This is a genomic window from Pullulanibacillus sp. KACC 23026 (genome assembly GCF_029094525.1).
GTDB lineage: Bacteria > Bacillota > Bacilli > Bacillales > Sporolactobacillaceae > KACC-23026.
In genome coordinates this window covers 2,743,818-2,766,464 of sequence record NZ_CP119107.1, presented here as the reverse complement: position 1 = coordinate 2,766,464, position 22,647 = coordinate 2,743,818, and the positions used below count along the sequence as shown (strand labels likewise).

The following is a 22,647-nucleotide window of genomic DNA, read 5'->3' as shown; positions in this document are numbered from 1 at the left end:
AGAATGAGAATGAGTCCGATTAAAAAAATGTTTTTTGTTTTCCTCGGAATTCTTTTAGTTGTTGCACTCGCAGGGTGTTCAGGGATCAATAGCACTTCAACAACTGCTAACGGAAAATTTAAAGGCACGATTACTATGTATGCGGGTAACTATAGCCCGACAGCAGTCCTACAAGCCAATCAGAAACCAGCGACAGAATTAAAAAAATTAGCTGACGAGTACTATAAAAAAACAGGAGTCAAAATCGAATTTATAAAAGGGTTGCCTGCCAGTCAAGATTATATGACTTGGGTACGAACGAAAGCAGCGGGAGGACAATTACCAGATGTCATTTGGTCTCAATGGTATGATGCGAATTCCTCATTAGCCCAAGGGACATTGCAAGATCTATCTAAATATTATAAACAACCTGATCCCTATGCTGATAACAAGCCGTGGAGCTCGCTTTTGAATAGTCAAATCGTATCCGAAACAAAAGCACCTAATGGGAGCTCTTATGTTTTAAACGGAGACTATGTTGGGACCGCAACATTTTATAATAAAGACGCGTTTAAGAAAGCAGGAATTACAACATTACCAGAAACCTGGTCCGAGTTTATTGATGCTTGCAAGAAATTAAAGGCTGCTGGCTATACCCCATTCTCATGGGATCTTGCCTCAACACCAACAGGGATGGATCGGCTAACTTGGTTATCACGTTTGTTCTATACGAATTTTTACTCAAGTGAATACAAACAGCTTCTATTTACTGGAAATGAAACGATGACAACTGAAGATCAAGTCATTGCTATTAAAAAGGGGATTTTTGGTCCAAAGAACAAGAAATGGTTAGCTTTATATCCAATAATTAAAAGTTTCTCGCAGTATTGGCAGAAGGATTATACGGGTGGCGATTCCAATGGGCAAGGGAACATGTTAGCGTTCGTAAAAGGAAACGTGGGAATGTATTTTGATGGTTCATGGGCCGCTTCACAAATCGCATCTGCTAAGCCTAGTTTTAATTGGGGCTCCTTTAAAAATCCATATCCAGATCCATCTACTTCCCAATATGCGACTAACTTTGATTCTTCAGCCTCAATTGGCGGACCTAGTTCTGCATTCCAATTTGCAGTGGCTTCACAGAAAGCGGATAACACAATCACACCAGCTAAAGAGAAGGCCATTATAGATTGGTTAATGTTTATTACTACACCTGAACATGATCAATCGATTGTAAACGAGTTAGGTCAATATGTCCCAACTGTTAAGGGAGCTCAGGCAATACCAGCACTTAAAAATTTATCAGCTTTGACAAATAAACCATTAAACAGTGTATTTGGTGGCATTAATTTAACGGAGGAAGAGCAGGACGCTATATATAGAGCTTTCCAAAGCTATATTACAGGTGATGTCACACTGAATCAATTTGCTCAGACGTGTGACACTCAGATGAATCAAGCCGCGGATAAATTGATTGCCCAAAATCATTGGGATCTTTCTAAATATCTTAATAACTAATACCAATAAGGGAAGGGCGGGTTATCGAATGATGTAGGAGATAACCCGCTCCTTTTGAAAGGAGTAGGAGAATGGCAAAGACTCTCGAAGAAATAGGGACCGTGCAGACCGAGGCTCAACTGAAAAAAAAGAGTAAATTAAAATATAATTGGCGCGCAGGATACGGAATGCTAATCCCTTCCTTCATTCTGTTAATCCTTTTTATGTACTATCCGGCAATGGTTGCAATTGGGTTCTCTTTTACAAATTGGGATGGCTTTAATCCTCCGCAATTTACTGGATTACAAAACTATATCTCTTTATTGACAGATAAGGTATTTTGGATCTCTATGAGAAACGTATCCATCTGGGCGATCGTAAAATCGTTTATTGAACTATTTGTTCCGCTTTTTGTTTCGGTGGTTATCTTTCATTTAAAAAGTAAGCGCATGCAGTACATTTACAGGGTATTATTTGTCATTCCTGTTGTTGTCCCGGGAATTGTCATGTTCATGATCTGGAGTTTTATCTATGATCCTAACGTAGGTGTGTTGAATGCCTTATTACATGCACTTGGTCTTGGTCATTTTATTTTGAACTGGTTAGGGAGCTCAAAAATTGCCTTAATATCCCTAATGTTTGTTGGGTTTCCATTTGTAGTTCCTTTTAATCTACTTATTTTCTTTGCAGGTTTGCAAAACATTTCAGAAAGTGTTTATGAATCTGCACGTTTGGATGGAATTACAAGATTTCAGCGATTCTTCAAATTAGAAGTTCCACTTGTCTTGGGGCAAGTCAAATTAATCTTGATTTTAACCATTATTCAGCTCTTGCAAAATGTGACCCTTCCTCTAGTTATGACGAATGGTGGACCAGGCTATTCCTCTTATGTTCCAGGGTTATATATGTATTTTCTTGCTTTTCAAAATGGGCAGTTCGGCCTCGGGATGGCAGTCTCTATGATTATTTTTATCATCGTGCTTATTCTTACTTGGATTCAAATGAAATACATTAACCCTAGTACTGAATATAAAGCCTAGTATTTTTGAAAGGAGGTTTTTTAAACAATGACAAAGAATTTAAGAAAAGACTTACCAAGTCATATCTTTCTAATAATTTTAGCGTTTATCTCGTTGTATCCATTTATTTATATGGTGATTACATCTTTTAAAAGTAATGGTCAATTTTATAAACATTTTTTTGGAATCACATTTCCGTTACATTTTGAGAATTATGTGGTTGCCTGGAAAGCGATTGGTTCCTATATCTTTAATTCTGTTTTTATTGGTCTAAGCAGTATTTTAATTATCATTGTGTTTGCGTCACTCGCCGGCTACTCCTTCGCTAGACTTCGTTTCTGGGGTAAAAATTTTCTGTTTATGTCGGTTGTTGCACTATTAATGATTCCAGGACTGTTGACATTAATTCCTTTATTTCTGGAAATAAAAAGCTTTGGTTTATTGGACAGTTATTTAGGGTTAATTATTGCATTTGCTGCAGGGGGGCAAGCTTTTACGATCTTTGTTCTGAAGCAATCCTTTGCCTCATTGCCAGAGGAGTTATTCGAAGCGGCAAGAATGGATGGGTGCGGAGAATTTCGAGTCTTTTTGCAGATCGTTCTCCCACTATCTAAACCAATTATTGGGACAATGGCTATTTGGAACCTCTTATCTATCTGGAATGAGTATATGATGCCATTAGTCTTAATCAGTGATCCAAATAAATTTCCAATTACAGTTGGGTTGGTACAATTTCAAAGTCAGTTTGTTCAACAAACTTTATATGGACCCATGTTTGCCGGGTATACAATCGCGTCTTTACCACTGTTAATACTATTTATTTTTACAATGAGATTGTTTATGAAGGGACTTACATCGGGTGCTGTAAAAATGTAAGAGGTGTTTATAATTAAGTCTACATTCAGAGTGTAAACATATTGCCAATAAGCCTTCACAAAAAACTTATATCCTCTCCATTCATTTATTGTTTTTTGATGGATGAATGGAGTGGTGATCTTATTTAATTACCTATTCACTTATACTGGTTGGTGAAGGGAGAATAAAAAATGATTACGTATACTAGTAAAGAATTCATGAAAGAAAAATTTCCATTTTATATAAATCGTTGGGTTCACGATAATGAGAATTCACCACCTGTTCATAAGCATGATTTTGTGGAATTGGTCTATGTGGTAAACGGTGAAAGTGAACATTTTTTTAAAGGAGAACGTTACAGATTAAAACAATCAGATGTTTTTATGATCAATCCAGGTGAAGAGCATACGTTCTATATCCCTCCAGAGACCAATTTAGAAATCATTAATTGCCTCTTTTTACCGAATCTAATAGATAATGCCTTATTAAAAGGATTAGGCATATCAGATTCCATGGATTTTTTCTATATACATCCTTTTTTAGATCATAATGAACGGTTCCATAACCATCTTAATCTAACTGTTCAGGATTCTTATGCTGTTCAATCTCTATTAGAAGGCATGATTGTAGAATGTAACTCTTTTCGTCCTGATTCTCAAACCTTAATTCGGTTAAAAATGATTGAGTTATTAATCTTATTATCGAGAATTTTTAAGGAGACGCTTTCCAACCGAAATCTTAAAAGTTATCAATGTAATGAACAAAAGGTTCTAATAAAAAGAATCTGTGGCTATTTGGAAAGACATTATGACACAAAAATATCCGCCTCTGAACTATGTGATTCATTTGCAATTAGCACAAGACATCTAAATCGACTTTTCAAACAAGAAACAGGCTTAACAGTCTTAGAAATGGTACATAAGATTCGAATTGAACGAGCCAAGTATTTATTGGAAAATACAGATGAAAAAATTATAAACATTGCCTTTAAAGTAGGGTATGATGATCCGGCCTTCTTTTCAAGATTATTCAGTAGAAACATAGGGTGTTCACCAGGGAAGTACAGACAGAAAATGATGAGTTATTAAAATGACCCTATCAAAGGCGAAATACACAATTAAGATGGCTGAATAAGCTATGATTTCTGAACGTTTAACTTTTACAATATAAGTATAGATTGATTAAGCGTTTAGAGTTCTCTAAAGAAGGGTGATGTAAAGACTTGAGAAGAGATGAAGAGTTGTAGGTGAAGTGGAATTAAGATCTTTATTTTGGACTAAGCCCATAAATGGGTCTGTTCTTAAAAATGGTTCATATGGGAAATATAAAGGGTCAGCCTGTCTTCCAAAATGAATTCCTAGACTTTAATAACTAGGGTTTCCAATGACATTAAAGTCTTTTAATAGACTGAGAGGAGTTAGAAAGATGGTACTTAAAGTAGGAATTGTAGGTGTGGGGAATATTGGAAGTATTCACGCATCAGTATATAAAGAAAATCCAGAAACTGAGATTGTGGCGGTCTGTGATCTTGTTCAAGAAAAAGCATTGGCTGCAGCCGAAAAATTTGGCGGAAAACCATTTTATAATGTTGAAGAAATGCTCAATAGTGGAATAGAACTAGATCTTGTAAGCGTTTGTACAAAGGGAGAAGAAAACGGAAGCGAGCATTATGAACCGACAATGCAATTATTGAAAGCAGGTATTCCTGTTTTAGGGGAGAAGCCGATTTCAAATACTATCAAACAAGGAAAACAGATGGTTGAACTTGCAGAAAGGAATAGAGTTCCCTATGGAATAAATCTCAATCATCGTTTTACACCGGCAGCTTTGGAAGCAAGAAAGTGGGTTGACCAAGGTCGGTTAGGTAAACTTCATATGATTAACATGAGAATGTGGATTAATAATCCAGTTGAATCATCTCCATGGTTTCATCTGCGAGCTCTACACCCGCATTCCTTTGATGTCATGAGATACTTTTGCGGTGATGTCAAAAGAGTCGCCGCCTTTATGATGAAAGGGGAAGGACGTTCTATCTGGTCTAACACTCAAGTGCTGCTTGAGTTTGAAAACGGTGTCATTGGAAATCTTGTGGGCAGTTATGATGCTGGTGCGAGCTACGGTTTGGAACGATGTGAGGTTGTCGGTTCAAAAGGACGGTTTGTAATCGAGGATGCGTGTGAACAACTTACCTTTTACCCAAGACACAGTATTGAAACAGAAAGTTACTACTACCTTGGTGGCATGAGATCGTTTAATGAAACTTTTAAGAGTCGAATTTCTTCTTTTGTCGATCAGATAAGAGACGGTGTTAATTATAAAGAAGTTAATGGTTCGGGGGCTGATGCCTTAAAAGTTCAAAACATTATTGAGGCCGCTATTGAATCTTGGGAAACCGGAAAAATTGTAGAGCTATCAAACTCTATTTTACCTAAAACTGAGGGGGCTTAAAAGGAATGATTAAGCTTGGTGCTAATTCTGTTTTGTTTCGTGACTTTGATTTTGCAACAGCTGCTAAACACATCGCGTTATGTGGTTATGATGGTGTTGAAATAGCAGCCATTAAAGGAATGTGTGAACATTTAGTACTGGATAATTGGAAAAGACAGGTGAGTGAATTAAGAGCTATTAGGGATGAAACTGGGCTAGCGTTTTTATCAATGGAAGTAGCTTCTCTAGATGAAGATCGTTTAACAAAAGCTTTTGAAGCAGGTGCCGAATTAGGGATTCCAGTAATTAATGTTGGACCAGGTGGAAAATCCGGTGTTGAAGAGGATTTGAATCACTCCATTGAAACTCTTCATCACTTAGCTAAAAAAGCAGAGAGTTATGGTGTTACTCTTTGTGTTAAAGCTCATTTTGGAAATGCGATTCATAACACAGCAACGACTTTACAGGCAATGAATCGAATCTCATCACCTGCTTTTGGAGTTGACATGGATCCAAGTCATATCTATCGGAGCAATGAGGATCCAGAATCAGCATTACCGAAAATTTTAAACCGAGTTAAGCACATTCATATTAGAGATTGTAAAGGTCGAACAAAAGGACCTGGCGAGATTCAGAATCAAGCTTGTGGCCGTGGTGACATCAATTTGTTTGCATATTGTCAGGCAATGGTTGAGGGAAATTATTCTGGTCCTGTTTGTTTAGAAGTAATTGGAGCAAATAATCATTCTTTAGCAGAAGTATCCATAATTGCTGCAGAAAGTTATGGGTATTTAAATGCCTGTTTAAAAGCCCTCGATGCAAGGTAACCGATAAGAGAAAGGATGTTTAGCAATGGGAAACCAACCGAATGTAATTCTTCTTGGAATTGACAGCTTAAGGCGTGACCGCATGAGTGCATATGGTTATGAGCGTCTAACAACTCCTCATATTAGTAAATTTGCAGAAGAGGGCGTCTTGTTTGAAAATCACTTTAGTCCTAATATACCAACGACGCCAGGCTACGCGTCTATGTTAACAGGTATGGATTGTTTTGGAACAGATGTCGTGGCTTTGAGACACTCAGGAAACTTGGGAGAGCATAATAAAACCTTAGCAGAAGTATTAGGTGAAGCGGGTTATGCCACGAGTTGTATTGGATTTACAGGGAACCCTTCTTCTAGGGGATTTCAAAATTACTTAGATTACGAAGCTTGGGAGCCAGACGAAACGGGTCGTGCAGCAAAAGCGGATCATATTAATGAGGTCGCCATTCCTGAACTAAAGAGGTTAGCAAATGAAGATCAACCTTTCTTTCTATTCTTAAGACACATGGATCCCCACTCACCTTATCTGCCGCCTGCACCTTTTGAGCGGATGTTTTACGAAGGGGATGAGTTTGATTCAGATAATGAGTCATTAAAAGAGATGTATAATTTTAAACCTTTTGCGGATTTCCTAAAATCTTGGATTCCTGAAGGCTGTACGGATGCCAATTACGTTAACGCTCAATATGATGGCGCGGTGGCATATATGGATGCTTGCATTCAATCTATTTTTACATCGATCGACGAATTAGGGATTAAAGATGAAACGTTGGTTATTGTCACCTCGGATCACGGTGAGACATTGAATGAACATGATTGTTGGTATGATCACCATGGGTTATATGAATGTACACTTGTTGTTCCTTTGATTTTGCGTTACCCGGGTAAATTGCCTGCGGGGAAAAGGATATCCGATACCACCCAAATCAAAGATGTGATGCCCACAATTCTAAGTATTCTCGGAGTCGAAACAGATATTTGTTTTGATGGGAGGAACCTTGTTCAGGTAATTAATCAGGAAGACGGATTTAATCAAGAACCAGAGTTTTACATGACGGAATGTACATGGATGCGTAAACATGGTTGGAGAACACCTGAATGGAAACTGATACGGGCTTTAGAACCGGATTTTCATTTTAAGCCAGAGGTGGAACTGTACAATCTAATTAAGGATCCAAAAGAAGAACACAATGTGGCAAGTGAAGAACCTGAAATGGTCGAGTTGTTGACGGCCAGAATGGAAAACCATATTGCCAAAAGAGAACAGGTGACAGGGCGTCAAAACCCAATGTATACCAATCTTAATTGGCATGGACTAGACCGAGGCCCTTTTGAATCCTCACAAGAAGCCTATGATTCATTGTATATAGGATCGATTAATAACGCCGCTAGACTACAGGCCAAGGTCAAAAAATAAGTTTTAAAAAATGAGGGGGAAGTTTCCCCCTTTTTTTATATAGGTTGAATGAAGTGATAAGCACTTGTGTGGGGTTTTCCTTTAAAGGGACTTTTCGAAAGAGTTAAACAGGGAAGGATGTTGTAGAATGATAAAGGCTGCCGTAGTAGGAGTTAATCATATTGGCCAAATTCATTGTCAAGCCTATCAGCAAAACCAAAATGTCGAACTCGTTGCCATTTGTGATTTAAATCAAGCACTTGTCGAGTCGGTAGGAAAAGATCTAGGGGTGAAGACATACGATAGTCTCCCTGTGATGCTTGAAAAAGAAGAAATTGACGTCATAAGTATAGCAACAGGCGGGGTAGAAAATGGGTCTCATCATTTTGAACCTGCCATGATGGCTATTCGAGCAGGAAAAGACGTATTAGTGGAAAAACCATTGTCCAATCAATTAACTGAAGCAACAGAAATGATCCAATATGCAAAAGAAAAAAAGGTGCGATTGGCTTGTAATCTAAATCATCGTTTTGTACCGGTAGCTTATAAAGGTAAAGAATGGATTAATAATGGAGAACTTGGAACACCGCTCTTTATGAACATGAAATTAACAATTGGAAATCCGAATGAGTCGACACCTTGGATTCATTTAAGAGCGCTTCACCCACATTCCGTTGATGTTATGCGCTATTTTTGCGGAGATGTACGACGAGTTCAAGCCTTTATGACGCGAGCACCTGGAAGATCCGTTTGGTCTACTGCTTCTATTAATCTCGAATTTGAGTCGGGAGCTGTTGGTCACCTAATGGGAAGTTATGATATGTATAATGGTCATCCCATTGAGTATTGTGAAGTTGGAGGAAATAAGGGGAGATTTGTAATCGATAATGTTTTTGAGACTATCACCATGTATCCTCATGGTAGTGAAGAAATTAAAGGAGTTAGAAATTCAATATTGACCGGTATGGATGGATTTAATGATACATTTAAAAATCGAATTAATCATTTTATCCAACAAATTAAGGAGGGGGTCTCCCCAGAGGAGGTTGAAGGATCTGGAAAGGATGCTTTAGCGGCCCAACAGGTGATAGAGGCAGCGATCCGTTCACACGAAGAGAATGGGGCTGTTATTGAAATTGAAAAAGTTAAATAACCTTCCCGAGTTTCCAATCAATCTCATGCTCTTTTTTTGAGGTGAAAATAGGTGTGTTTGTTAATCATGTTTAGTTGAATAAAATATTAGGCTTTAAAAGATTAATAGAAAAAACTTTTAGTAGAGGAGTTAATGTAAATGGCTGATTTAACTATAAGCAGGATACGGTGTGAGTATAAACTAAACCCTATAGGGATTGACGTGAAAAAGCCACGGTTTAGTTGGGAAATGATGTCCGAAAAACGCGGAACGAAGCAAACGGCCTATCGATTGCAGGTGTCATTAAACGCTTCTTTTACAAACCCTTTTTATGATTCGCAATTTTTAGAATCAGATCAGTCGGTACAGGTTGACTATAATGGAACTGAACTAAGTTCACAAACTAGATATTTTTATCGAGTAAAAATCAAAGATAATTATGAAAGAGAGTCTGATTGGAGTACGATCCATTATTTTGAAACCGCTTTTTTTGAACGAGAGGAATGGAAAGCGACATGGATAACTCCAAACGAATTAGAAATGGATCCCAACATGGAAGAAGCCTTTTATTTGAGAAAACCCTTTGAATTGAAAAAGCCCGTTGCTTCCGCCCGTGCTTATGTGACATGTCTAGGTTTGTATGAACTTTACTTAAATGGGGAAAAAGTTGGGAATGACTACTTAGCACCAGGTTGGACGTCTTATAATAAGAGACTTCAATACCAAGTTTATGATATAACGGACAACTTCCAGGAAAATCAAAATAGTATAGGAATTGTTTTAGCAAATGGCTGGTATAAGGGAAATCTAGCTTGGGAAGGTAAAAGGAATATTTATGGTAATCGCAGGGCAGCACTTGTACAAATTTGTCTTAATTATGTTGATGGAACAGAAGAAATCATCGTTTCAGATTCTTCTTGGAAAGCTTCAACTGGTCCAATCCGTTACTCAGAAATTTATCACGGTGAAACTTTTGATGCACGTCTCATTAAGGAGGGCTGGTGCTCTTATTCATTTGATGATTCGGATTGGTCGAGTGTATCGACACTGGATCTTGCTTTCGATCACTTAATTGCACAAGAAAATGATCCCGTTCGAGTAACAGAAAAAATTAAGCCTGTTCGAGTTCTCTTGACTCCAAATGGAGACCAGGTTATTGATATGGGGCAAAATATGGTGGGAAGAATCCGCTTTGAAGTTGAAGCACCTGAAGGGACCGAAATCGTTCTAAAACATGCTGAGATCCTTGATAAGGAAGGGACTATTTATTTTGGAAACCTTCGAACGGCTAAACAAACGATAAGGTATATTACCAATGGAAAAGGAAAAGAGGAATATGCCCCATTTTTTACTTTTCAAGGATTCAGATATGTAAAGGTGGAAGGGTATCCGGGACTAGAACTACCGGTTGATAAATTCGTTGGTGAAGTGATGCATACTGATATGGAGGAAATTGGGCATTTTGAATCGTCTCACCCACTAGTAAACCAATTACAACAAAATATTAGGTGGGGGCAAAGAGGTAATTTTGTTGATGTTCCAACTGATTGTCCACAACGTGATGAACGTTTAGGCTGGACGGGAGATGCTCAAGTCTTTATAAGAACGGCTTTATTTAATTATCAAGGAGGCCCTTTCTTTACAAAATGGCTTCGAGATCTTAAAGCCGATCAACTTGATGATGGCGGGGTCCCTTTTGTTATACCAAATGTTTTGGAGGGGGCTTCCTCATCGGCATGGGGAGATGCTTCAGTTATTTGCCCGTGGACGGTCTATATGATGTATGGAGATAAAAGATTATTAGAAGAACAATTCCCAAGTATGAAGGCATGGGTAGACTATATTCGCAAACAGGGGAAAAATGAATATCTATGGAATACAGGCTTTCATTTTGGGGATTGGCTTGCACTTGATGCCAAAGAAAACAGTTATTTTGGTGCAACGCCTAATGATCTAGTTTCTACAGCTTACTATGCCTATTCGACTCGAATTCTCAGAGATGCAGCAGAAGTTCTTAATAAAGTAGAAGAGGTACGGACTTATAGTAAGCTATTAAATAAAATCAAGGAAAATTTTAGTAACGAGTTTATCTCACCAAATGGAAGAATGGTCGCTCCAACGCAAACCGCTCATGTACTGCCTCTAGTTTTTAATTTAGTGGATGGAGACATTAAGAAAAGAATTGCACATGATTTAAATGAACTCGTTATAGAAAGTGATTATCATTTAACGACTGGATTTGTTGGAACTCCTTATATTTGTTTTGCTTTAACTCAAAATGGTTATCATCAGACAGCTTTAAAGCTGCTTCTTCAAAAGACCTATCCATCTTGGCTCTATCCTATAACCAAAGGCGCAACAACAATTTGGGAGCATTGGGATGGAATAAAATTAGATGGATCCTTTTGGAGTGACGACATGAACTCATTTAATCATTATGCATACGGAGCTATTGGTGATTGGCTGTATCGAAGTGTAGCGGGATTAGACATTAATGAAGCCGATCCTGGCTTTAAAAGCATTCGTATTTCACCCCATTTAGGAAATAAAGAGTTAACAAAAGCAAAAGCAAGCTTTTACTCGCTATATGGTAAGGTGGTGTCTGGGTGGGAAGTGGATACAGAAACTATTACAGTCGAAATTGAACTTCCAGCTAACACTACAGCTGAAGTTTTTTTACCTTTTGCCACTTACGAACATTTAATAGAATGCAACAGGGGAATTGCAGAAATTGGAGAAGCTCCTTTTACAGAAAGTGAGCAGGGCCTTCTACTTGAATTAGGTTCCGGTTCCTATAAATTTATTTATCCACATCATAATAGACTATTAGCTAAGGTGACATTAGAAACTAGACTGCTTGAATTATTTGACAATGAGGGTCAAAGAAATTTACTGGTAAAATATTTACCAATTTTAGAAGATCGTAATATTTTAAGTCAATTAAAGAAACATAAGCTTTCTGATTTGTTAGATCACTCCTTATTCAGTCTGTCAGAGAATCAAATAAAAAAACTAATACAAGAATTAAATGATAGCCTAAATAAGGGGGAAGAATCCATAGTGGTTGAGTAATGACAGGTTGATGTTGACATGATTGACAAAAGCATAAAGAGTTACTAAAAAACGGAAGATGTAGCAATCAATCACTGCAATAGATTGTTTGTTTCGTGTTTATTAGTTTTATGGTTTCCCTATAACTAGAGGTGACTATATATGGAAAAAGTATGGAAGGCAAGATGGATCACGGATAAAAAATTTTATGGGTTAACCCCTATTAATTTATTTCACAAGGAAATGGAGACTAAAGTTCGATAGTCACCGCAAATTAAAGCTAAGCAAATGCTTTTACTCTTAAAAAAAGGCCATCTAGGATTTAATTCTAGGTGGTCTTTTTGTTTAGGCTAGCGTACAAACAAAGCCCTCCCAGAATTAGAAGAGGTTAATCAAAGCGGCAGGAACTTCTCTATTTAGAACTGCGATTGGGTAATGTTAAAATGAGAAGGCTAAGCAAAATAGTGCAACGATTGTTCGATAATTAAATATGGAACATAAAGATTGATATAATAAATGAAGGTGGTTAAGTCGAGAGCTTTCCTACAGCTACTTGCATCATAAAAATCTTATAGACTCCTCTTAACTTGGTTCGTGAAATAGCAATTAATTTTGTTAGTAAAATCGGTTGATCAAAGAGCTTGAAAAAAAGTTCTTCTCATCGACTGCTAAATAAATGGGAGCAGATAATTACGGGAACTAGTTATAAAAGGCTCGCAGTATCTGGGGGCAAGGTTTATGAAAAGGATGTGACTTGCTTGGTCGAAAAAGAAAATGGCGACACTAAAAAAGTTAAAGTTCTCATTGCGGATGATAATTCTTTCGTAAGGGAAGGGATGAAAATTATTTTAAATACTTATGATGAGATTGAGGTGTTGGCTACAGTCGAAAATGGAAAGGAAGCCGTTAATTATTGTTTACATAATAAGGTGGATATCGCATTGTTAGATGTTCGGATGCCTGAAATGAATGGGGTAGAGGCAACAAAGCTAATCTCAGAAGATACGAGTACGCAGCCGATTATTCTAACGACGTTTGATGATGATGAGTCTATTTTGGATGCCGTAAAAAGCGGGGCGAAGGGTTACTTATTGAAAAATACGGACCCTGAAAGGATTAGAGATGCCATCAAGAGCGTTTACAACGGTCACACGGTTCTTCAGGATGTGGTATTAGATAAACTAAGAACCAATCTGCAAACAAAAGATGAATCAGGGGCAGCACCTGCAATTGATCAAAGCCTTTTTACAAAGCGCGAGCTTGATATTATGGCCGCCATAGCGAAGGGACTTTCCAACAAAGAAATGTCGAAACATCTTTACATATCTGAAGGTACCATCGCTAATTATATTTCGTCCATTTTATCAAAAACGGGGCTTGAGCATCGCACGCAAATTGCCATTTATTATCTTAAAGGCAGTTTGGAATAGCTTATGAGGACTAACTGATGGAGACATGGATCATCTTTACAAAATTAATTTTATTTGTCTATCTCATCTTTTCACTCTCTAATCATCCCGGATTACCCTGGATTGTATTGGCCTTATTAATTTATTTCTGTTTGAATCTTGTCCTGTACATAGTAACTAAAGAAGTGGTCAAGCGGGTGGTGCATGGCTTATCACTCGCTCTTACAATCCTTGCTTCCTTATGGATTGATCCCCTCATCATTTTGCTGTTTCCGATGAATATCTATGAGCTTGGTTTTGATCGTTTAAGAAAAAAGTGGATGCTTGTCGTTGTTGCATGGATCCCTGAAACTTTTATTGAAAAGCCACTTCATATGACTTATGGGTTAATCAGTTTGCTCTGTTTTATTATTTTTCTGATGGGGGCTATTACTACAAAAAAACTGATGAGACTTGAACATCAATCCGATGACCTGCGAAAGGCCGTACAACGGTTATCTAAGAGTTTGAACGAAAATAAAGAATACATGAGACAATCGGAATACACATTTAAGTTAGAGGAACGGAACCGGTTATCCCAAGAGATTCACGATAAAATTGGCCATTCAATGACGGGGGCCCTCATCCAAATGGAAGCGGCAAAGGCCATTGCCAATACGGATAAGAAACAAGCCTATGATCTTTTGCAGAATGCGATTAATATCTCGAAATCGGGCATTGAGGAGATCAGGCAAACTTTAAAAAATATGAAACCGCCATCTGAGCAAATGGGGATTAATCGAGTGAGGCTCTTGATCGATGAGTTTTCATCCAAGCATCCTATTCATACCGCTTTTACATACAAGGGAAACTTGGATGTCGTCACACCAATTCAATGGAAAGTGATTCTGGAGAATGTGGGAGAATCCCTTACAAATTTGCTGAAATACGCTGAAGCGACGGCTGTTTCGATTGATTTGACGGTTTTAAATAAAGTTGTCAAAGTCGATGTGAAGGACAATGGGAAAGGGGCTCTGAAGATCAAAAAAGGGTTGGGAATTTCCGGAATGGAGGAAAGAACGGCTTCGTTAAACGGCAAGATCATTGTGGATGGATCAAATGGTTTTTCTGTGACTACCTTACTGCCAGTGAGTGATGAGGAGTCTCACATTAAAAAGTGAATAATCTCATGTGAAAAGGATGAACTTATGCACTGTCATGGTTCATCTTTTCTTTTTATACTTTAAGAAAGCTTAAAACTTAGCCAAAGGTGATTAAGAAAAATAAAACGGATGCTTTCGCCATCCATGGCGGCAAGCGAAAGTAACGATATGAGGTGAAGAGATGAACATTTTAGAAATAAAAAATCTCACAAAGAAATTTGGAGATTTTATTGCAGTGGATAATATGTCCTTATCCGTAGCAGAGGGAGAGATCTTCGGCTTTCTCGGGGCAAATGGAGCAGGTAAGAGCACAACCATCAATATGATCGCAGGGCTCTTGAACATTAATGATGGTGATATAAAATTTCTTGGAAAAACCATTCGGAAAAATAAAAAATTGGCTAAACGTAACATCGGAATTGTTCCACAGGATATCGCGATTTACACAGAGTTAACAGCTTATGAGAATGTAAAGTTTTTTGCAGGGTTATTTGGACTTCGCGGTTCTGAACTAAATCAGCGTGTGGAAGAGGCTTTGGAGTTTGTTGGGCTTACAGATAAGCAAAAAATGTATCCCAAGCAATTTTCCGGAGGGATGAAGCGCAGATTGAACATTGCTTGTGCGATCGCCCATCAGCCAAAGCTGATCATTATGGATGAACCGACCGTCGGCATTGACCCGCAGTCCAGAAATTATATTCTAAATTCCGTCCGTAAGCTAAATGAAATGGGCTGTACCATTATTTATACAAGTCACTATATGGAAGAGGTCGAAGAGATCTGTTCAAGAATCGCCATCATTGACCACGGCAAAATTATTGCAGAGGGGACTCAGGCTCAACTCAAAACGATCATTACGGACACAAAGGATATATGGGTTGAGGTGAAATCGACGAGTCACTTAAACCTAGATGAATTAAAAAATCTTGTTGGAATTAAGGAAGTCAGTGTGGAAGACAATAGGATCAAAATTCACTCGGAAGCAGAGAGCCAAAATTTAAATAAAATCATACAATTTTTTATAAGCAATGAGATCGAAATTCGCTCATTAGAAGAAAAAGCCCCTAATCTCGAAACTGTATTTTTAACCTTAACCGGACGGATGCTTAGGGATTGATGAATTCATGGTGAAGGAGGGTGAACATGAACATTGTTAATATCGCATTAACTAAAATTAAAATGGAGTATCGTGATAAAAAAACACTCATTTTTCTCTTGGCGTTTCCTATTCTACTCATTCTTATTTTGGGTACGGCTCTAAACAGTGCCTTCAACGATCAGGTATCTGTCAGCAACATCCATGTTCTGTATACCGTAACAGATAACAGTCCCGTTTCATCTGCGTTTGAATCTTTTACAAAAGGAACCGATCATTCGGGAATTCATTTTAAAAAGGTTTCAAATGCTGCGGCGAGTAAGAATGCCGTTAAGGAAGACCAGACAGATGGCTATGTTGTGGTTTCGAAAAAAGGCATTCAATTATTTGAAAATGATCGCAATAGTGTTGAAGCTAGTCTAATACAAGGGATGCTCGGTGCTTTTGCGGATAAATATAAAGTGGTGACAGCTGTGGCGAAGGTGGCGCCAAGTCAGGTTAGTGCTGTCCTTCAAAGTCAGACCGCTGCAAACGCTATTCGGGAAACCTCATTGGGTGCTCAGAAAAAGCCAGGAGCAATGGATTATTATGCGATTTCGATTGCAGCCATGGTGGCCATGTTTGCGGCTATGCCAGCGATCCACCTTATCAGTGGTGAGCGTGTCCGAGGAACGGGAAACCGATTATTAGCGGCACCTATAACGAAGGGTGAAATTCTTTTAGGGAAGCTCCTTGGAAGTCTTCTTACAAATGCGCTCTGCATGTTAATGGTGATCTTCTTTAGTAAATACGCCTTTAAGGCGGATTGGGGTCAGCATTTGGGTGTCGCTTTTTTGATCCTTTTCTCTGAAATTATCTTGGCAACGAGCATTGGACTCGCTTTGAGTTTTATTGCAAAATCAGAAACCGCTGCATCTGCCTTTATCAATGTATTCGTGCAGTTGGCCGCCTTTTTTGGAGGAGCTTATTTCCAACTAAATGGGATTGATGGCATTCTTGGTTTTGTGAGTCATCTTTCCCCGATTAATTGGACGATTTCCGCTATTAATCAGCTGATCTATACTCATAATATGATTCCTGCTGTTCACACCATTTTGTTAAATATCTGTATATCGTTACTTTTTCTCATACTTGCAAGTGTCTCTTTGCAAAGACGGGAGGGATTATAAATGAGAGATATTCAATGGTTGGTTCAAAATATGATCCTCCGGCTTTTAAAGAATAAAAGAAAATTCATCATGATGACAGGAATGCCCTTGCTCGGTATTTTTGTTTCTCTTCTGATTTACGGGGGATCGGGTGCAACAACTCTGCATGTGGGGATTGTCAATCAAGATCCTAGTAAACTGACGTCCAATACCATTCAATTTATTAGCGAGTTGAATCATGTTCAAGTGAGCAATGTACAGGAAAAAGCGGCGCGGGACGAGATCTCATCAGGTAAACTCGATTGTGTGGTCGTCTTTCCAAAAGGGTTTTCTCAAAGTCTGAAGCGAGGTGATCCGATCTCTCTTCGAATTATGTCCATCAAAGGTTCGAGTGTAACAGCCTATCTTAAAGCTGATTTGAACAATTACATTGGAAATATCACGTCGATCGGCCATGCCGCGAATGGGAATGACAAACGGTTTGATCAGATGTATCAACAATATGAGCAATCGAGTTTTAAGGTACGTGCAACTCCTCTCAATGATAAGTCAAAAAACAAAGACATGACCTATCAAACGATTGGCTGGTTGATCTTATTTATGATGCTATCGGCGTTTAATTTATCTAGTATAATCATAAAAGATAAAGAAAATGGAACTTACTTCCGTTTAATGTCAACTCCTGTGAATAACAGACTTTATGTTCTGGCAAATATTATTGTAAATCTTATGGTTATGATTCTTCAAATCATCGTTGCTCTTTTCTTTATGATAGTGGTTTTTCATATTTCGCCTCATATTCCACTCTTGCAATTATTTGTAAGTTTGGTGCTCTTTGCCTTTGTTTCAATAGGATTATCACTTGTCGTTGTCTCAATTGCCGGCCGTTCTACAGCAGCAAATGCTTTACAGACTCTATTAGTAACGCCGACTTGTTTGATTGCCGGCTGCTATTTTCCTATCGACACAATGCCGAAAGTGCTGAAAGAGATTGCTGATTTCTTACCCCAGCATTGGTTGTTAGACATTATTGATCAATTGCAAGCAGGGCACTCCATGTTGAGTTTATATTTAAATTATTTGATTCTGTTAGCCTTTGCGGCCGCCTTTTTCCTCATTGCGGTTTACAAATTTGGCCGCTCAAAAGATATTTCGATCTAAAGTCTGCTTTTAGAAGAACATTCTAAATAAAATGACCCTATTAAGTGACACTAACTTAATAGGGTTTTTCAATTGTTCTAGAAAAGGAAATGAAAAAACGTCCATGCCACTTTAACAAGATTTTCCGCTTCACTTAAAATACTCAATCAGCTTTTTTGCGGCACTGGATTGATAATGATCGGTTAACCAAATGAGGACAGGGCGAGTTGAAAAAGCCGGTTCATCCAATTGAAGAACTTTAAATTGGTCGCGATAAATCTGATGAACTTGTGATTGGGGGATGATCGTAATCCCCATACCAGTGGCAACGAGGGTAAGAATAGTCGAAATGTCCGGACTGTCTAAGACAACTTTTGGTTCTAAGTGGGCTTTATGAAACTGATTTAATATGGTTTCGTAAATGCCGACTCCAGAGGTTCGTTTCGTTAACAACAGGTCATACTGAGTGACGTCTTTAAGGCTGATAAACTCTTCAGGAAAATTATGTTCCCATTGGCGTGGCGCTAAAACCACAAAGGGATCTTCAGTGAGCGGATAAATCGAGTAGTTCGATTCCTCTACAGGTAAGAGCAGAAGCGCGACATCAATTTGCTTTTGCTGCAGAAGCCCCTCCAAATAGTTCGTATCTCCGTGATAAATTTTTATATAGACATTCGGATAAGCCTTATGAAACTTATTTAAGTGTTCAGTTAAGTAGGACATACAAATGGAAGAGGTTCCAATCGATAAAGTCCCGCTCATTCCGTTATGTATTTCAGTAATTTCCTTTTTTGTATCCTCTAAGAAAGTTAGTACCTTTTTGGCCCGTTCATACAATCGGTGACCCGCTTCGGTCACTTCCCATTTCTTGAGGTCTCTAATTATGAGCGGAACACCTAATTCCTCTTCTAATTGCCGCAACTGATGGCTCAACGGTGGTTGAGCCATGTGTAAGATTTTTGCGGCCTTCGTAATCTGTTTTTCCTCATAAATGGTACAGAAGTAACGCAATTGACGAATATCCATGCCTCTCCCCAATTTCTATAAAAATATCTGCGTAATATAGTCAATCTTTCTTATATGAACAGTTTAAAATCCAAACTGAATCATGTTTATCAAAAATCTCATTTTGACGCTCTATAAGATCTTTATCAATATCATGGAAATCGACAACACCAATATATTTGGCATCATAGGTATTGTCAGGCTTGTGTACCGATAATTCCTTTTGAATCTTTTCAATAGCAGTTTCTTTTGTATAACCGTCCACCTTGCAAAAAACAGTTAAAATCTCCCGCTTAGCTGGTAAATCGGCCAAAAAGGCATGACATTGGTACTTATTTACCATTTTCTAACCTACTCTCATTTTATAATTGAAGACGGCTTTTTCACAAATCATAAACATCCTCAATGTCCCCGATCTTCCATTGCCCTATTCTGTAAATGTTGTGCTTGAAACTTGACACTCCATACATTAAACCTATGCAGTCCATATTTTCTATATATTTTAAGTATGATTATCCTAGGAGTACACTTAATTTATAGGGTCATCTTAAGAAGGTGAAAGGGACCCTGAGGGGGGATGACATTTGAAATTGATTGTAGGCATCACCGGCGCAACCGGTGCCATCATTGGCATACGAATTCTAGAAATGTTGAAGGATGCCGGCGTTGAAACGCATTTAATCCTATCTCAATGGGCGACAGCGACGGTCCAATTGGAGACTCCATACCTTGCAAATGAGGTTAAGCAAATGGCGGATTTTTCTTATGCCTACAACGATCAGGCCGCCAGAATCTCAAGTGGCTCCTACCATGTGGATGGGATGATTGTCGCACCTTGCAGCATGAAATCACTTGCCTCTATTCGTATTGGACTGGCAGATAATCTCCTGACTCGAGCAGCGGATGTAATGTTGAAAGAACGAAAGAAGTTGGTACTGCTCACCCGAGAGACCCCTTTTAATAACATCCATCTTGAAAACATGTTGGAATTGTCACGCATGGGAGCGATCATTATGCCGCCAATGCTGACCTTCTATAACCAACCTAATACGATTGATGACTTAGTCAATCATATCGCCTACCGGACGCTTGATCAGTTTGGGATTCGCTTGCCGAATGCCAAGAGATGGGCCGGCATCAAAAATACTTAAAAAAAGGGAGATATTACAGTAATGGCTTACAAAGATTTTCGTGACTTCCTTAAAAAATTAGAAGAAGAGGGTCAGTTACTAACGATTGACCAAGAAGTACTGCCAGAACCGGATATTGCTTCAGCGGCTGCCGCTATGGGGCGTTTTGGTGATAAAACACCAGCCCTTGTGTTTAACACTATTAATGGTTACAACAAGGCAAAAGTGGCCATGAACGTGATGGGTTCTTGGCCAAACCATGCGCTTATGATGGGTATGCCAAAAAATACACCGATCAAAGAACAATTTTTTGAATTTGCTAAGCGTTACAAGCAATTTCCTGGAGAGATTCAACGCGAAGAAACTGCACCATTTCATGAGGTCGAAATGACCGAGGATATTAATCTCTTTGAAATCCTTCCTCTTTTCCGATTGAATCAAGGGGATGGCGGGTTTTATTTAGATAAAGCTTGTGTGATTTCCCGTGACCTAGACGACCCTGAAAATTTCGGAAAACAAAATGTAGGGATTTATCGTATGGAGGTGAAAGGGAAGGATCGCTTAGGCATTCAGCCAGTACCGCAGCATGATATCGCGATTCACCTTCGCCAAGCCGAAGAGCGCGGAGAGAATCTGCCGGTTGCTATTGCACTTGGAAATGAACCTGCCATTGTGACAGCCGCCGCAACGCCATTGTTATATGATCAATCTGAATATGAAATGGCCGCTGCCATTCAACAGGCCCCTTATAAAATTGTTAAAGCTAAGGATTCTGATCTCGACCTTCCATGGGGTGCTGAAATCATCCTTGAAGGTGAAATTCTTGCAGGTGAACGTGAAATTGAAGGACCGTTTGGTGAATTTACGGGCCACTATTCGGGCGGTCGTAAAATGCCAATTATTAAAATAAATCGAGTCTATCATAGAAAAGATTTGATCTTTGAACACTTATACATTGGGATGCCTTGGACAGAAACGGATTATATGATCGGTATCAATACAAGCGTTCCTCTTTATCAACAATTAACCGAAGCGTATCCGAACGAAGTGAAAGCAGTAAATGCCATGTATACTCATGGTTTAGTGGCGATCATTTCAACAAAGAGTCGTTACGGTGGATTTGCTAAGGCAGTTGGAATGCGCGCCCTAACCACTCCTCATGGCCTCGGGTATTGTAAATTAGTGATTGTTGTTGATGAAGACGTCGATCCATTCAACCTGCCGCAGGTCATGTGGGCACTTTCGACGAAAATGCATCCGAAGCATGATGTTGTCATCGTTCCAGATCTCTCTGTTCTTCCGTTGGACCCAGGATCGGAACCGGCTGGAATCACCCATAAAATGATTCTCGATGCCACCACACCGGTTGCCCCTGATGTAAGAGGCCACTATTCTCAGCCATTAGATGCCCCATTAGCTGTGGATAAGTGGGAAAAAATCTTAAGTGACTTGATGAACAAATAATAAGGAGTGTTCTATGATGCATGTGTGTCCTCGTTGTGAGTCAAAAGAAGCAGAAGTCGTATTCGAATCTCCAGTAAAAGGGGCTTGGGAAATTTATCTCTGTCCGGTTTGTATTTTTACTTGGCGTTCAAGCGAACCCGAAACGATCACGAATCCAGAAAAATATAAGAAAGCCTTTAAAATTAATCCGGCTGACATTGCAAATGCCATCAATGTTCCGCCAATCCCAGAACGTAAAGCCTAATTAAAAGCAGTTCAAGGGGAGGAGAACCACAATGACCGATGTTCAGCCTAAATTGTCTGATGATCTTTATGACCTTTTGAATGGAGAACATTTAGAGAAGAAGCAGCATGAAGCCTTCATGCTTGAAACGGTGAACGAAGACGGCTGGCCGCATACCGCCATGATCAGTGTGGGAGAAATCATTGCCATGGATTCGAGCCATCTGAGACTCGCCTTATGGCCCACTACGCAAACAACCCAAAATATCTTAAGAACCGGAAAAGCCATGGTTGTTTTATTTTACAAGGGTAAAGCGTGCTATCTAAACCTTGAGCTTCGTCCAATGTCCCAGCTTGAGAATCCTAAGCATAATCGCGCTCGCTTTCAAGCGGACCTCACACATATCAAAGAAGATCAAGCCAAATATGCGGACATTACATCGGGCGTCCAAATCCACCTGAAAGACAGTTCAACCGTCATCGCCCGCTGGCAAGAAACCCTCGACGAATTGAAACAGGGGGACGGTTCTCCCGTTTCATTCAAAAACCGAATGAAACGTTAAAATCAAAGGGGTGGTTTTCCTTTCACAGGAGAACCGTCCTTTTTTACACTCATTTAAAATCCTAAGTTAAAAGAAGGGGATTTTTCGCAGTGAACGAACGACTTGTCCCTTGACTAACCACTAGACGTCGCAACGTGTTTCCTCGGGA

At 38.9% G+C, this 22,647-nt stretch carries 20 protein-coding genes; 18 read left to right on the top strand and 2 right to left on the bottom strand.

Features of this window, described 5'->3' with window-relative positions; all coding sequences use genetic code 11:
- Window positions 1–3: 3 nt before the first annotated feature.
- The 14 genes from PU629_RS12870 to PU629_RS12805 all read left to right on the top strand — a co-directional run bounded on the left by PU629_RS12870 (window position 4) and on the right by PU629_RS12805 (window position 18,136).
- Complete coding sequence (locus PU629_RS12870) at window positions 4–1,497, top strand: ABC transporter substrate-binding protein (RefSeq protein ID WP_275280473.1); 1,494 nt, start codon at window positions 4–6, stop codon at window positions 1,495–1,497.
- 71 nt (window positions 1,498–1,568) lie between these two features.
- Window positions 1,569–2,516 carry a carbohydrate ABC transporter permease gene (locus tag PU629_RS12865; RefSeq protein WP_275280472.1) on the top strand — a complete coding sequence of 316 codons (948 nt, stop codon included), beginning with the start codon at window positions 1,569–1,571 and terminating at the stop codon, window positions 2,514–2,516.
- A 27-nt stretch (window positions 2,517–2,543) separates the two neighbouring features.
- On the top strand, window positions 2,544–3,371 hold the full coding sequence (locus PU629_RS12860; protein WP_275280471.1) for a carbohydrate ABC transporter permease: 828 nt from the start codon (window positions 2,544–2,546) through the stop codon (window positions 3,369–3,371).
- 170 nt (window positions 3,372–3,541) lie between these two features.
- Complete coding sequence (locus tag PU629_RS12855) at window positions 3,542–4,438, top strand: AraC family transcriptional regulator (RefSeq protein ID WP_275280470.1); 897 nt, start codon at window positions 3,542–3,544, stop codon at window positions 4,436–4,438.
- A 337-nt stretch (window positions 4,439–4,775) separates the two neighbouring features.
- Window positions 4,776–5,798 carry a Gfo/Idh/MocA family protein gene (locus tag PU629_RS12850; RefSeq protein ID WP_275280469.1) on the top strand — a complete coding sequence of 341 codons (1,023 nt, stop codon included), beginning with the start codon at window positions 4,776–4,778 and terminating at the stop codon, window positions 5,796–5,798.
- Between the two features lie 5 nt (window positions 5,799–5,803).
- Window positions 5,804–6,604: a sugar phosphate isomerase/epimerase family protein gene (locus PU629_RS12845; RefSeq protein WP_275280468.1), complete on the top strand. Its 801-nt coding sequence runs from the start codon at window positions 5,804–5,806 to the stop codon at window positions 6,602–6,604.
- A gap of 25 nt (window positions 6,605–6,629) precedes the next feature.
- Window positions 6,630–8,018, top strand: coding sequence for a sulfatase family protein (locus PU629_RS12840; RefSeq protein WP_275280467.1), 1,389 nt, complete (start codon window positions 6,630–6,632; stop codon window positions 8,016–8,018).
- A gap of 127 nt (window positions 8,019–8,145) precedes the next feature.
- Complete coding sequence (locus PU629_RS12835; protein ID WP_275280466.1) at window positions 8,146–9,150, top strand: Gfo/Idh/MocA family protein; 1,005 nt, start codon at window positions 8,146–8,148, stop codon at window positions 9,148–9,150.
- Window positions 9,151–9,288: 138 nt separating this feature from the next.
- Complete coding sequence (locus tag PU629_RS12830) at window positions 9,289–12,201, top strand: alpha-L-rhamnosidase (RefSeq protein WP_275280465.1); 2,913 nt, start codon at window positions 9,289–9,291, stop codon at window positions 12,199–12,201.
- Window positions 12,202–13,016: 815 nt separating this feature from the next.
- On the top strand, window positions 13,017–13,610 hold the full coding sequence (locus tag PU629_RS12825; RefSeq protein ID WP_275284420.1) for a response regulator: 594 nt from the start codon (window positions 13,017–13,019) through the stop codon (window positions 13,608–13,610).
- A 17-nt stretch (window positions 13,611–13,627) separates the two neighbouring features.
- Window positions 13,628–14,749, top strand: a complete 1,122-nt coding sequence (locus tag PU629_RS12820) for a sensor histidine kinase (protein WP_275280464.1) — start codon at window positions 13,628–13,630, stop codon at window positions 14,747–14,749.
- A gap of 163 nt (window positions 14,750–14,912) precedes the next feature.
- A complete protein-coding gene (locus PU629_RS12815) occupies window positions 14,913–15,848 on the top strand; it encodes an ABC transporter ATP-binding protein (RefSeq protein WP_275280463.1) in 936 nt (311 codons plus the stop codon).
- A gap of 26 nt (window positions 15,849–15,874) precedes the next feature.
- On the top strand, window positions 15,875–16,996 hold the full coding sequence (locus PU629_RS12810) for an ABC transporter permease (RefSeq protein ID WP_275280462.1): 1,122 nt from the start codon (window positions 15,875–15,877) through the stop codon (window positions 16,994–16,996).
- Window positions 16,997–18,136 (top strand): ABC transporter permease, encoded by a 1,140-nt coding sequence (locus PU629_RS12805; RefSeq protein ID WP_275280461.1) that lies wholly within the window; start codon window positions 16,997–16,999, stop codon window positions 18,134–18,136.
- A 129-nt stretch (window positions 18,137–18,265) separates the two neighbouring features.
- On the opposite strand, the gene PU629_RS12800 is transcribed toward PU629_RS12805, so the two are convergent.
- Window positions 18,266–19,141 (bottom strand): LysR family transcriptional regulator, encoded by an 876-nt coding sequence (locus tag PU629_RS12800; protein ID WP_275280460.1) that lies wholly within the window; start codon window positions 19,139–19,141, stop codon window positions 18,266–18,268.
- A 40-nt stretch (window positions 19,142–19,181) separates the two neighbouring features.
- Window positions 19,182–19,463: a hypothetical protein gene (locus PU629_RS12795; RefSeq protein WP_275280459.1), complete on the bottom strand. Its 282-nt coding sequence runs from the start codon at window positions 19,461–19,463 to the stop codon at window positions 19,182–19,184.
- Between the two features lie 241 nt (window positions 19,464–19,704).
- Between PU629_RS12795 and PU629_RS12790 the strand changes: the two genes are divergently transcribed.
- The 4 genes from PU629_RS12790 to PU629_RS12775 are packed head-to-tail and all read left to right on the top strand — an operon-like array spanning window position 19,705 to window position 22,499.
- Window positions 19,705–20,271: a non-oxidative hydroxyarylic acid decarboxylases subunit B gene (locus PU629_RS12790; RefSeq protein WP_275280458.1), complete on the top strand. Its 567-nt coding sequence runs from the start codon at window positions 19,705–19,707 to the stop codon at window positions 20,269–20,271.
- Between the two features lie 21 nt (window positions 20,272–20,292).
- Window positions 20,293–21,714, top strand: a complete 1,422-nt coding sequence (locus PU629_RS12785) for a non-oxidative hydroxyarylic acid decarboxylases subunit C (protein WP_275280457.1) — start codon at window positions 20,293–20,295, stop codon at window positions 21,712–21,714.
- A gap of 16 nt (window positions 21,715–21,730) precedes the next feature.
- A complete protein-coding gene (locus PU629_RS12780) occupies window positions 21,731–21,958 on the top strand; it encodes a non-oxidative hydroxyarylic acid decarboxylases subunit D (RefSeq protein ID WP_275284419.1) in 228 nt (75 codons plus the stop codon).
- 31 nt (window positions 21,959–21,989) lie between these two features.
- On the top strand, window positions 21,990–22,499 hold the full coding sequence (locus PU629_RS12775) for a PNPOx family protein (RefSeq protein ID WP_275280456.1): 510 nt from the start codon (window positions 21,990–21,992) through the stop codon (window positions 22,497–22,499).
- Window positions 22,500–22,647: the final 148 nt, after the last annotated feature.